The 12975-nt window shown below is 39.2% G+C and carries 14 protein-coding genes; 6 read left to right on the top strand and 8 right to left on the bottom strand.

The window, feature by feature from the left end:
• Positions 1-23: 23 nt before the first annotated feature.
• On the top strand, positions 24-1145 hold the full coding sequence (locus FNN09_RS01430) for a DegT/DnrJ/EryC1/StrS aminotransferase family protein (protein ID WP_143299685.1): 1122 nt from the start codon (positions 24-26) through the stop codon (positions 1143-1145).
• A 48-nt stretch (positions 1146-1193) separates the two neighbouring features.
• Positions 1194-1847, top strand: a complete 654-nt coding sequence (gene upp, locus FNN09_RS01425) for a uracil phosphoribosyltransferase (protein WP_143299684.1) — start codon at positions 1194-1196, stop codon at positions 1845-1847.
• On the opposite strand, the gene folK is transcribed toward upp, so the two are convergent.
• Positions 1844-2335 (bottom strand): 2-amino-4-hydroxy-6-hydroxymethyldihydropteridine diphosphokinase, encoded by a 492-nt coding sequence (gene folK / locus FNN09_RS01420; RefSeq protein ID WP_143299683.1) that lies wholly within the window; start codon positions 2333-2335, stop codon positions 1844-1846. The two genes, upp and folK, sit on opposite strands and share 4 nt — an antisense overlap.
• Positions 2336-2587: 252 nt before the next feature.
• Here folK and sppA point away from each other — a divergent pair, with 252 nt between their 5' ends.
• From sppA to FNN09_RS01405, 3 genes are all read left to right on the top strand, one after another.
• The gene (gene sppA, locus FNN09_RS01415; RefSeq protein WP_143299682.1) at positions 2588-4348 is read left to right on the top strand and encodes a signal peptide peptidase SppA; all 1761 of its coding nucleotides are present in this window, start codon (positions 2588-2590) and stop codon (positions 4346-4348) included.
• Positions 4349-4417: 69 nt separating this feature from the next.
• Positions 4418-5458, top strand: coding sequence for a tetraacyldisaccharide 4'-kinase (gene lpxK, locus FNN09_RS01410; protein WP_143299681.1), 1041 nt, complete (start codon positions 4418-4420; stop codon positions 5456-5458).
• Complete coding sequence (locus tag FNN09_RS01405) at positions 5430-6242, top strand: purine-nucleoside phosphorylase (protein ID WP_143299680.1); 813 nt, start codon at positions 5430-5432, stop codon at positions 6240-6242. The genes lpxK and FNN09_RS01405 overlap by 29 nt, the downstream gene beginning before the upstream one ends.
• A 107-nt stretch (positions 6243-6349) precedes the next feature.
• On the opposite strand, the gene FNN09_RS01400 is transcribed toward FNN09_RS01405, so the two are convergent.
• The 3 genes from FNN09_RS01400 to FNN09_RS01390 are packed head-to-tail and all read right to left on the bottom strand — an operon-like array spanning position 6350 to position 8782.
• The gene (locus tag FNN09_RS01400; RefSeq protein ID WP_185968810.1) at positions 6350-7336 is read right to left on the bottom strand and encodes a class I SAM-dependent methyltransferase; all 987 of its coding nucleotides are present in this window, start codon (positions 7334-7336) and stop codon (positions 6350-6352) included.
• Between the two features lie 39 nt (positions 7337-7375).
• Positions 7376-8368, bottom strand: coding sequence for an NAD-dependent epimerase/dehydratase family protein (locus FNN09_RS01395; protein ID WP_143299678.1), 993 nt, complete (start codon positions 8366-8368; stop codon positions 7376-7378).
• A gap of 9 nt (positions 8369-8377) precedes the next feature.
• Positions 8378-8782: an OsmC family protein gene (locus tag FNN09_RS01390; protein WP_143299677.1), complete on the bottom strand. Its 405-nt coding sequence runs from the start codon at positions 8780-8782 to the stop codon at positions 8378-8380.
• Positions 8783-8908: 126 nt separating this feature from the next.
• On the opposite strand from FNN09_RS01390, the gene FNN09_RS01385 reads away from it, so the two are divergent.
• Positions 8909-9517, top strand: coding sequence for a riboflavin synthase (locus tag FNN09_RS01385; protein ID WP_143299676.1), 609 nt, complete (start codon positions 8909-8911; stop codon positions 9515-9517).
• 269 nt (positions 9518-9786) lie between these two features.
• On the opposite strand, the gene FNN09_RS01380 is transcribed toward FNN09_RS01385, so the two are convergent.
• The 4 genes from FNN09_RS01380 to FNN09_RS01365 are packed head-to-tail and all read right to left on the bottom strand — an operon-like array spanning position 9787 to position 12880.
• The gene (locus FNN09_RS01380) at positions 9787-10608 is read right to left on the bottom strand and encodes a purine-nucleoside phosphorylase (protein WP_143299675.1); all 822 of its coding nucleotides are present in this window, start codon (positions 10606-10608) and stop codon (positions 9787-9789) included.
• A gap of 52 nt (positions 10609-10660) precedes the next feature.
• The gene (locus tag FNN09_RS01375) at positions 10661-11341 is read right to left on the bottom strand and encodes a hypothetical protein (RefSeq protein ID WP_143299674.1); all 681 of its coding nucleotides are present in this window, start codon (positions 11339-11341) and stop codon (positions 10661-10663) included.
• Between the two features lie 43 nt (positions 11342-11384).
• On the bottom strand, positions 11385-12143 hold the full coding sequence (locus FNN09_RS01370) for an ABC transporter ATP-binding protein (RefSeq protein WP_143299673.1): 759 nt from the start codon (positions 12141-12143) through the stop codon (positions 11385-11387).
• Complete coding sequence (locus FNN09_RS01365; protein WP_143299672.1) at positions 12140-12880, bottom strand: ABC transporter permease; 741 nt, start codon at positions 12878-12880, stop codon at positions 12140-12142. The genes FNN09_RS01370 and FNN09_RS01365 overlap by 4 nt, the downstream gene beginning before the upstream one ends.
• Positions 12881-12975: the final 95 nt, after the last annotated feature.

Below are 12975 nucleotides of genomic sequence, written 5' to 3'. Positions count from 1 at the left end.
CAAATATTCAATAAATATTGTTCATGCATATCCCATTTCTAAGTCTTCGGCAAATAAATCAAATTTATCAACCTGATATTGAGAAAGCTCTCCAAAGGGTTATCGATTCTGGGTGGTACTTACAAGGCCAAGAAAACAAAGCATTTGAACATAAATTATCAACACTAACTGGGTGCACACATATAATTGGAACAGGCAATGGACTTGATGCATTGCGTTTAATCTTTAGAGCGTATACCGAATTAAACAAACTTCAGCCCGGCGATGAAGTTCTTGTACCGGCCAACACCTATATCGCATCAGTCTTATCTATTACTGAAAATAGGCTCAAACCAATATTTATAGAACCCGAAATAGACACTTTTAATATCAATCCGCAAGCGATTGAAGGGAATATAACCCACAGAACAAAAGCCATCTTGCTTGTACACCTATACGGCTTAGCATGCAACATGGACGAAATTAATTTCATTGCTAAAAAAAATAAACTGTTTGTTATTGAAGATAATGCACAAGCCATTGGCGCCAGCTATAAAGGCGCACCAACTGGAAGTTTAGGCCATGCAGCAGCATTTAGTTTTTATCCGGGAAAGAACATTGGCGCTTTGGGTGATGCCGGAGCTGTTAGCACCAATGACAAACAACTGGCAGATACCATCAGAGCAATTGCGAACTACGGTTCAGAAAAAAAGTACGTCAACAAATTCAAAGGGCTCAATTCCCGTATGGATGAGTTACAAGCCGCTATTTTAAACATTAAACTTAATGATTTAGAGCGCCTAACTCTTAAACGACAACAAATTGCCAAGTATTATTCCGATAAAATCAATTCACGATACATTGAATGTCCTATCATCCCATTGGACGAAAAGCAACATGCTTGGCACCTATATGTTATCAAAACACCTCATCGCCACAAACTAATTAACTATTTGGATAGTAAAGGTATTGGCACGATGATACATTACCCTACTCCTCCACATCAACAAGAGGCTTATGCGGAATTTAACCACTTGCATTTACCCATAACAGAACAAATCCATCAGACCGCGCTCAGCATTCCTTTGCACCAGTGTTTATCCACCGTTGAGATTGATTTTATAGTCTCAACACTCAATGCTTTTGACCCTAATACTGTTGAATAACAGTATTACTCTCCTCTTTTTTTATTTACTTTGCAAACAAAATTTCCAATGCAAACAACGATATTCAACCAACAGCAAAGCATTTTCAACCGCTTTGTAGCAGAAATTCGTGACACCTCGGTTCAGACTGACCCAATGCGTTTTAGAAGAAACATAGAGCGTATGGGCGAAATAATGGCTTACGAAATTAGCAAAGTATTACCGCATGAGGTAAAGGATTTCACAACGCCATTAGGCGTTGCCCAAGAGAATGTAATGAATGAAGAGCCTGTTATTGCTTCAATTTTACGTGCAGGCTTACCAATGCACCAAGGTCTGTTAAATTATTTCGACCGTGCCGAGAATGCCTTTGTATCAGCCTATCGCAAATACAACGAAAAAGGTGATTTCGATATTCACATCGAATACATCTCATCTCCATCATTAGACGATAAAATTGTGATTCTAAGCGATCCAATGTTGGCAACAGGTACTTCAATTGAATTGGCCTACAAAGCACTTTTGCACAAGGGCAAACCAAAGCATGTACATATAGCATCGTTAATTGCCAGCGAAGCGGGTGTGCAGTATGTACAAAACATGTTTAAGGACGAACCTGTAACCCTATGGCTTGGGGCTGTTGATGCGGAGTTAAATGCCAAATCGTACATTGTACCAGGTATTGGCGATGCAGGCGATTTAGCATACGGTAGCAAAATCTAACGATCGAATCGTTTCACACATCCAGCATCGGCGCAAAGCTCATTTAATTGCCGAATTGTTTGATTAAGTGTAGGGTGCAATAATTCCGACCAATGATCCATAAGGGGCAAGAGGGTAAAACGCCGCTCATGTAATTTAGAATGAGGAACTGTTAAGCGAGGAGTACTAATTTGTACATCATCGATAAACAAAATATCAATATCAATAGGCCGGGATTCGTAATGAGTTCCGGTCTTTGCTTTTCTACCCAATGTCTTTTCAATCGACTGTGTAAAATCAAGTAGTACCAAAGGAGATAGGCCAGACCTAAACTCCACCACCTGATTTATAAAATTTTGTGATGCCTCAAAGCCCCAAGGTTCACTTTCGTAATAAGCCGATTGAAGCATAGGCTTACCCAAACTTTCACTCAACAGATCAATTGCATCTTTTAAAGACTCAAGCACATTACCTTGATTCCCTCCTAACAATAATATTTGCCTATTCATGTGTTTATATTTAGTTATTTTATTGCCACATGGAACTCTCAAGTAATTTTTATCATCCACCTGTGTGCCGATTTGGATGCTCAAATTGACATGGTTGTTTCATATTATACTTTAACTATTTACGAACAAAAACCGACCAATTGGTTGGTGAATTTTACATTCAAATAAAAAACAATTTTGTAAGTATTTTTTTAATACTTTTGTTTTACTGCTGTTGAACAACTCAACACCACTAAACTCAAGTCTATTGTTATGGCAAAATTTTTCAAATACCTACTCGCCACCTTTGCTGGAGGTATTATTGCGGCTTTTATGCTGATCATTATTCTTATCAGCATGTTTTCGGCCATGGCCGCAATGGGCGATAAAGAAACAAAAATAAGTGAAAATACCATTTTACTACTAGATCTTAACGGGCCAATTGTTGATCGCGTTACCGAAGATCCTTTTGCTGATGCATTTGCTTCGATAACAGGTGAACCAACGCCTGAAGGCTTAAACCGCCTGCTTAAAAACATTGAAAAGGCAAAACGCGACGAAAACATATCTGGTATCGTATTGGAATCGGGCATGCTTATGGCAGGCTACGCAACCATTGAAGAAATACGAAATGCCCTGATTGATTTTAAAACTTCTGGCAAATTTATTTACAGCTTTGCCCCTATTTACACGCAAAAGGCTTATTACTTGGCTTCTGTGGCCGATAAGGTGTATTTAAACCCATCGGGTATGTTGGAGCTAAAAGGAATGTATGCCGAACGTACTTTCTTCAAAAAAGCACTTGAGAAGATTGGCGTTGAAGTGCAGGTATTCAAGCATGGTAAATTTAAGTCAGCTGTTGAACCATTTTTATTGGAAGAAATGAGTCAGCCATCACGCCTGCAAACTGAGGTTTACCTCAACTCAATGTGGGATCATGTAAAAGCAGGCATTGCCGAAGCACGCGGTTTAACTCCTGAGCAGGTATCTGACCTGGCCGATGATATGCCTATGTTTAACACTGATGAATCATTAATTGAAGCTGGTTTAATCGACGGTTTAAAGTATAAGGATGAAGTAATTTCGGAGTTAAAACAGTTGGTTGATGTTGATGAAAATGACGATTTAGAGGCTATTAAAAGCAACAAATATGCAAAAGTATATGTCTCAAACGGAAAAGGTTTTATCAGAGAAAAGATAGCCGTAATATATGCCGAAGGCGATATCGATGGCACCTCTGCAGATGGTATTAAATCAGGCAAACTATCAAAAACCATACGTAAAGCTCGTCGCGACAGCTCAATTAAAGCCATTGTATTTCGTGTCAACTCGCCAGGAGGATCAGCGCTTGGATCTGAAATTATATGGCGCGAAGTAGAACTGGCACAACAAGTAAAACCAGTCATCGTTTCAATGGGTAATTATGCAGCATCGGGCGGTTACTACATTGCTTGTGCAGCCGATAAAATTGTGGCTAACCCAACAACATTAACAGGCTCCATTGGTATTTTTGGTATGATACCAAATGCCGAAGGCTTAACAAAAAAGCTTGGTGTAAGCTTTGACGGTGTTAAAACCAATGAATTTGCCGATATGCCAAGTATCACACGTCCTTTCCGCAAAGAAGAAAAGGCCCTTTTACAGGCCTACATTGTTAAAGGTTACGATACCTTTATTGGCCGTTGTGCCGACGGACGATCGACAAGCAAAGAGGCAATTGATGAGATTGGACAAGGTCGGGTTTGGAGTGGCGTTAATGCCATTGACATTGATTTAGTTGATGAAATAGGTGGCCTAAACAGAGCTATTGAATTAGCGAAAGAAGCCGCCGAAATGGAAGAATACCGCATTGTTGAATTACCAAAAGCTGAAGACCCGGTTGAGCAGTTTATGAAAGAACTGACAGGCGAAGCACGTATGTTTGTTGGCAAATCGTTAATGGGCGAAGAATATAAATACATCCAAACGCTGGAAAACCTTAAGAATGGTTATCAAATTCAGGCGCGTATTCCTTACAACCTTGAAATAAAATAATAAGCGACATACTCAAATGGCAGGTTGCCTCCTTGGCAGCCTGTTTTTGTGTTCACTCAATTGCTAATAATGAAAATACGCAAACTGTTATTTCCTTTTACATGGCTATACAGCGCCATTACTAGTCTACGAAATTTACTTTTCGACCTAGGCTTTTTGCGTTCGCACAGCTACGCCACTCCTATCATATCAGTTGGCAACATAACAGTTGGAGGAACAGGAAAAACACCTTTAAGTGAATACATCATCCGCTTATTTAAAGAGAATTATAAAATATGTTTGTTAAGCCGAGGGTACAAAAGGCAGACTAAAGGAGCCCTTATAGCTAATAATAGTAGTACGGCCAGTACTATTGGAGACGAGCCTTTCCAAATCATGAGTAAGTTTCCAGAGATAAATGTTTGTGTTGCTGAGAAGCGAGTGGAAGGCATGGAAATGATCTTAAAAAACACAAATACCAATCTGGTGTTAATGGATGATGCCTACCAACACCGCCATGTTAAACCAGGCTTATCGTTGTTAGTGATCGACTACAACCGTCCGCTATGGAAAGATTGCCCTTTCCCCGCTGGCGACCTGCGCGAAACCCGAGCAGGTAAAAAACGCGCTCACATTATTGTGGTCAATAAATGTCCACTTTCATTATCGGAAGATGAGCGGGCCTATTGGCTAAAAAAGATAAAAGCAAAAGCTCATCAACAAGTATATTTCACAAGCATTAATTACGGTTTACCCACTCCTTTTTTAAACGACAATAAAATTAGTTTTCCTGGAGGATTACCAATATTAGCTTTGGCAGGCATTGCTCAACCACAGGGATTTTTTAATCATCTGGACAAGAACTTTAAAGTAAAAGAAAAACTTAGCTATGCTGATCATCATCACTTTTCGGATGATGAGCTCTCCAACATTTCGGAAAAAGTGCTAAGTGACGAAATTAAAGCATTAGTTACAACGGAAAAGGATGCTGTACGCTTGAGTAAACTACCACAAGATGTACTTGAGAAATGCTGGTACATACCTATTCAACTCAAGGTATTATTTAACGAAGAAGAACAATTTGACAATACAATACGCAACTATGTTAGAGACAATTCAAACCACAGCTGATTATCTTACTTCACAAAGTTCGATAAAACCCGTCATCGGCATAATATTAGGAACTGGCTTAGGCGGTTTAGTAAACGAAATTAAGATTGAGAAATCAATTTCATACGAAGAGATCCCCAATTTTCCTGTATCAACAGTAGAGGGACATAGCGGAAGACTCATATTCGGCACCATTAACGAAGTGCCAATTTTAGCAATGCAAGGCCGCTTCCATTACTACGAAGGTTACGACATGAAAGAAGTGACGTTCCCTGTTAGGGTGATGAAACAAATGGGAATTAATACGCTTTTTGTATCCAATGCCAGTGGCGGTTTAAACCCTGACTATGTTGTTGGAGACATTATGGTGATTAACGACCACATTAATATGTTTGGCGATAATCCTTTAATTGGTAAGAATAACAATAAGCTTGGGCCACGCTTCCCCGATATGAGCGAACCATATAGCAAACAGCTTATTGCAAAAGCAATGGAAATTGGTAAAAAAAATAACATCGACCTAAAGCAAGGAGTTTACGTTGGTACAACAGGCCCAACATTTGAAACACCTGCTGAATACAAGATGTTCCGAATTCTGGGAGCCGATGCTGTTGGCATGTCAACCGTGCCTGAAGTTATCGTAGCTCGTCACATGAATATGCAATGCTTTGGCATTTCCATCATTACCGATTCGGGTGTTCCAGGACAAATAGTGGAGGTGTCACACGAAGAAGTTCAGGAAGTAGCTGCTGCTGCCGAACCTAATATGACCCGTGTAATTAAGGAGTTGGTCAGTTTAGCTTAGATTTATACTACACTCAGTTTATCATTACACTATAAAACACTAGGATAAAACCTTATTTGAATGACAATACCAATAGATTAACGAAAGTACATCGTGAAATACGTTCGTTAATTTATTGGTTTTTTTATGTTCTTTTTTTGATAAACTCCAAAAACAAAGTCCGAATGGTTATTTAATAAATAATTATCCTCAAATAAAAATAACTCTTTTAAAACTTCCTTTTTTTCCTTATCCAAGTCATAAAAATTATGAGCGATATCCTTAAGAGCATTCATAAGTATATTACCGCCGTATGGCTTCTCTATAATTGGCTCAAAATACTTATGCACAGCACTCATTATACTAATGGAATCTATACACTCCGAGGGATCAGCAATAATCATTCGCAGATAACCAGAGCCACTAAAACTCCGTTTATATAATGAAGATTTATACCTTCTCCGGTATTTTTTAGGAATTAATTTGATTGCTTCATTAACTCGAATAATCTGTTCTTTAGGAAATTGAAGTCTATTGGGACCAACAAATTCATTTATCACCAATAGGCCTGAATCTTTGAGGTAATTTATCACTTCATTTGATAATAAAGAATCAACATCTTTAAAATGATGAAGTGAGGCATTAAATAACACAATATCAAAACTTTTGCTATTCAAATTAAGTTCCTTTATATCAGAGCAAATAAAATCGATATCCTGTATCTGTTTCTTTTGAGCTGCAGCTTTTGCTTCTGCAATGCTCGATGCCGACAAATCAACACATGTTATTCTTTTAAACTTTTTATACTTCGCCAACTCTATTTCATGTTCACATGTACCACTTCCAAGAGAGAGCAACGTAAGCTCACTTCTACCACTCAATACCGTTTGAATTAAGTACTGCTCATAGCTGGTGTTTTCAGATCCGGTGATCTTTTCATTCCACCTCAATCGCACAGAAGGTATATCCCACCAATTAGAACTCTGCTTTGCAGTTTCATTAAAAGCACTTTGCGTTCGAGCTAATCCCGAAAATGTAAACTTTGAGAGTATAAATTTAATTCCTCTCTGTCTTCCTTTTAGAAAGATATCAATGATATCATCTTTAGTAATCACCCTTAGCATACTCCTCATTACATTCCCTTAGTTCATCAATTACCTTCCCTTATAACTCTTCACATTCTCCAATGCCTCTTCAATGGAGAACATATTAATCTTCATCTCGCCATGTAATTTGTCAGCTGAGTATTTCGATTGATTTTGCGATGTGCGGGCTGTTTCTTTGGTCATTTTAGGCGCTTGCCCCCAAAGCATATATTTCAATCGCTCTAATCGCCAGGCAATGCCAGTTAATATACGGTTGGCTTTTACTGTTGGTGCTTTCACATCGAAAACTTTAGCAGCCGTTTGCATCAAGGTCTGATAACTCAGATTCTCGCCGTTAACAATAAAACGCTCATTCACTTTGCCAGACTGCGCAACAGCAATCATGGCATCCACCACGTTGCGTACATCAACAAAACCAGTACCGCCACCAGTATAAAAGGTCATGTTTTTACTCAAGCTATGAATCAATTGACCTGAACTTTTATCATCGGCACAAGGACCAATAATAACCGACGGATTCAGCACCACAGCCTTTAAACCCTCTTTAGTCCCTCGCCACACCTCCATTTCGGATTGGAACTTGCTTTGCGAATACACCGAGTGGTTATCATCGTTCTGCCAAAATGATGACTCATCAATTAACTCGCCATTAAGCGATTTACCCAAGGTAGCGATGGAGCTAACATGGCAAAAACATTCCGTTTTACTTTCAATGGCAGCATTTACCAGGTTAGCCGTTCCTTCCACATTCACATTAAACATGGCTTTACGGTCGCTTGGCTTAAATGAAACCATGGCCGCACAATGATAGATGACTGATACATCCTTAAGAGCATCCATTAACAGAAAGTAATCCATTAAATCGCCTTTGAGCCATTCAATTTTTTCGAAACCCTCTACTTTGTAATAAGAAAAAAGCTCTTCAACACCTTTTCTCGTTTTCTGCGAACGATAAAGAGCACGAACGAATGAGCCGTTTTTAATTAGTTCAATTAACAAGTGTGATCCAACAAGCCCAGTTGCTCCAGTAACCAATATCATACTTAGCAATTACCAGTTAAAACGGATGGTTTGTTTCAAATCAGGATGCACACTTAAAGGCACAGGACTCGTACCTGCTACACTTTCAATCAGCGCTTTTTCCTCCATCGAATATGCTTTATTGGGAAAGTTAAATTCCATAATCACTTCAGATACGCGACGTGGATTCTCAGCCATAATTTTAGTAATATCCAATTCAGTGCCTTCAATATCAATATTATTGTCCATGGCTTTAATCCCCATAATGGTCATAATACAATTACCCAAAGCCGTAGCTAACATGTCTGTCGGCGAAAAAGACTCGCCTTTACCGCGGTTATCACATGGGGCATCGGTAATAATTTTGGTGCCTGATTGAACATGAATATTCTCGGTTCTAAGACCTCCTATGTATTTTGTTTTTACAGTCGTCATGCTACTAAAGTAATTGGTTGATGATTGTCATTACGGATTTGCTTATCAAGCTCCGAAAAATACGAATAATATCTGTATTTTAGCGGTTCAGATAATCAGATAGTTTCTAACATAAAGAGCTTTAAAATGTTTTCAGGTATTGTAGAAGAAGCTGCCGTAGTGGTGGGCTTAGAGCAAGATAAGGGAAATCTTCATGTAACCATGGAGTGTTCATTTACTGATGAGTTAAAAATTGACCAAAGTATAGCGCACAATGGAGTGTGTTTAACCGTGGTTAAAAAGGAGGGCAAAGCCTACACGGTAACAGCCATTAAAGAAACACTTGAGAAGTCGAACCTAGGTTTGCTTAAGATTGGTGACAAGGTAAACCTTGAGCGTAGCATGATTATGAATGGTCGTTTGGACGGACACATTGTGCAGGGCCACGTAGACCAAACAGCAAAATGCCTGGAAGTAAAAGAAGCTGACGGAAGCTGGTATTACACATTCCAATATGTGATTGATAAAGAAAAAGCAGCCGAAGGATACATGACTGTTGAAAAAGGATCGGTTACGGTTAATGGTGTTAGCTTAACAGTTGTTAATAGCAAGGATGACCAATTCTCAGTAGCTATCATCCCTTACACGCACGACTTTACTAACTTCCACCAGATTGAAGCTGGCTCAACCATCAACATCGAATTCGATATTCTTGGTAAGTACATTAGCCGCATTATGGCTATTCAGAATAAGTAAACGAAACGCTAAAATATTGAAAGGACTGCATGCTTAACGTGACTACAACGTTATGTTGCAGTCCTTTTTTTTGCCGCAATGGGCAGCATGACTTCCAAACATTTGGAAATAGCCCTGCCTTCGGCAGCATCGTTTCCAAACATTTGGAAATGTTCCTGCGCTCGGCAGGACGACTTTCAAACGTTTGGAAACGTTCTCGCTCACGGCAGGACGGTTTCCAAATGCATGGAAAGCTTCTCGCCGAGGGCAGGAGAATAATTTATTATTGACTATAACTGCGCCACTAGGCGTTTAAACAGCTTAATCAAGCCTTTTTCGGCCGATGCTGCCACATCTAAAATCTCTTGCAAACTTACAGGATGTAGATTATCTGGATCGCACTCATCGGTTAATACCGATACGGCAATACAAGGCAAGCCCATGTGATTAGCCACAATAACCTCGGGCACCGTTGACATACCCACTGCATCAGAACCAATGGATTTAATGTATCGGTATTCTGCACGTGTTTCCAAATTTGGACCAGGCACCGATGCATACACACCTTGATGCAATACTACTGCTTCCTCTTTGGCTGCCGCTAGCATTAGTTCATTCAATTGCTTATTAAATGGCTGACTCATATCGGGAAAACGAGGCCCCAATTCATCAATATTTTTACCAGTTAAAGGATTTTCTGGCAGTAAATTAATGTGGTCATCCAACAACATTAGCGTCCCTTTCTTATACCTAAGGTTAACCGCACCTGCTGCATTGGATATTAATAGATTTTGAACACCCAACAGTTTCATTACCCTAACTGGGAGCGTAATTTGTTGCATGCTGTAACCCTCGTAATAATGAAAACGCCCCGACATGGCCAGCACACTTTTACCAGCCAGCTCGCCATAAATGAGCTTTCCCTTGTGCGATTCTACTGTAGAAACAGGAAAATGCGGTATATCGGCATAATCAATCTCTTTTTGAATTGTGATATCTTTAATTAAGCCACCTAATCCAGTACCTAAAATAATACCCACCTGAGGCTTGTCAATACCTGCCGACTGAATAAAGGCAGCCGATTCCTGCATTTGTTTGAATGATATATCCATTGCTTGTTTTTGTTTGTAAAGGTATGCTCTACCCCCGAAAGTTCAAACACAATTATTGTTGCTTCAATAATTTAATGAGGTAGTGAGATAATAAATACTCCCTTTCAGTAGAAGTTAAAGTTTGTAGGCGTGATAGGTGCTTTTGCAAAGCTTTTATCCAGGCATCAACACCATTACGTTTTTCCATAAAAAAGTCGAAGGCTGAATAAGATATTTCTTTTAAATCCATGCCAAACCACTCATACAACTGATGAAAAGCAAGAGGCGAAATGTGCGTGATACTTACCTCATCGTACCAACGATCTAACTCATCCATGTCAATGGCTGATACATTTTCACACGACTGCAAATGTTGAGATATGGCTTGCCAATTGGGCAGCTCAGTTTCTTCGTAAAAAAACTGTTGCTGCACTTGCTCCCATGCTAAACCTCCATCAATTTTTAAAATAAATAGCATCAATGGCCAAAACGAAACTTTGTAATCTGTCCACACAACGCCTCCTTTGGTTTGGGCTTGCTGCCCATTTTTAAAAGGGTAAGTTGATGGCAGTAACAAACGTTGTGTCCAAGTGATACTTTGTTTAGGCACAAAGCGTTTCTGCTTGTTGACAAGATGTGGTGCTTTCTGTTGTAACATTTCAATCAATTGCATCGACTCCTCCACTTGTTTGGGCGCAGGCATTGCATCACACTCATGTGGCCACAGTAAAAAATAAGATGCTTGATTAATCACGTAGAAGCAGTTTACTTAGAAATGTAAATAGTTTATAATGGGACTACTTCCCATTGTTATCCCTAACCTTTTTAAAGAGTTTTGAGGCAAAAATAAAATCTTCCAAGGCCTTGTTTTGCACATGAAAAATATCGTCTTTGGTTCCCTCCCAAAGTTTTTCGCCCTTGTAGATAAACACAATATTCTCGCCTATTCCCATAACTGAATTCATGTCATGGGTATTAACAATGGTTGTCATGCCAAACTCCACGGTTATCTCATGGATAAGTTCGTCTATCACTATGGATGTGCGCGGATCGAGTCCTGAATTAGGTTCATCGCAAAACAAGTACTTTGGATTAAGAGCTATGGCACGGGCTATGGCCACTCGTTTTTGCATACCCCCACTTATCTCCGACGGGAATTTAGCGTTGGCATTTTCCAAGTTCACACGATCGATACAAAAGTTAGCTCTTTCGCGTCGCTTTTCCATACTCCAATCGGTAAACATATCAAGCGGAAAACGAATATTCTCTTCCACCGTTAATGAATCAAATAAGGCAGAACCCTGGAATAGCATGCCAATATCCTGTCGTAAGCGTTTTTTGCTTTTATTATTCAACTCAAGAAAGCTATTACCATCGTAACGAATATCGCCCGAGGTAACATCGTGCAAACCCACCAATGACTTAAGCAAAACGGTTTTTCCCGATCCACTTTGTCCGATAATTAAGTTCGTCTTTCCTTTTTCAAAAACAGTTGAAATACCTTTTAATACTTCTTTATCGCCAAAGGATTTATGTACATCAATCGCTTCTATCATGCTAACAATAATTGTGTAAGGATAAGGTTGAATAACAAAATTTGAATACTACTTGACACCACAGCTTTGGTACTGGCGGCTCCAACTTCAAGGGCTCCTCCACTCACATGGTATCCCCAATATGCCGAAATAGTAGAAATAATAAAGCCAAACACCACTGATTTTATTAAAGCATAGACAATGTAAAAAGGAATAAAAGCATATTGTATCCCATAAATATATTCGGGACCAGGCACTTCGCCAGTAAGCGAACCCGCAACAAAACCTCCTAATATTCCAATTCCCATACTAATAATCACAAGAAAAGGAATGATAAAAACAAAAGCTAAGACCTTAGGCAACACCAGATAGCCTGCCGGGTTAATACCCATTATCTCCAAAGCATCAATTTGCTCTGTTACACGCATGGTACCAATTTCGGAGGCAATGTTTGAACCTACCTTACCAGCTAGTATCAAGCCAACGATAGTGGATGAGAACTCAAGAAGTATAGAGTCACGAGCTGCCAATCCAATGGTGTATTTAGGTATGATGGGCATTTCAAGATTATAGGCTGTTTGAAGCGTGATTACAGCACCCATAAAAACAGAAATAATCATAACAATACCCAGTGAGTCAATACCTAGCTTATCAACTTCGCGAATAATCTGCTTGACAAAAACACTGTGCTTCTCAGGTTTTCCGAATACTTTTTTTAAAAAGAGCGTGTAACGACCCAGGTGGTAAAATATTCTCATTGCGATATGAAAAATAGTCCGTAATTTAGTGTGATAAAAGTAATAATAATCCTAGTTACTGAAGCAAGATACAACATTCGTATTTGTAAATAAAC

This window comes from Carboxylicivirga sp. M1479, assembly GCF_007097485.1.
Taxonomy (GTDB): Bacteria; Bacteroidota; Bacteroidia; order Bacteroidales; family Marinilabiliaceae; genus Carboxylicivirga.
Note: the sequence above shows the minus strand (reverse complement) of the source record. Positions and strands in the feature narration are given on the sequence as shown.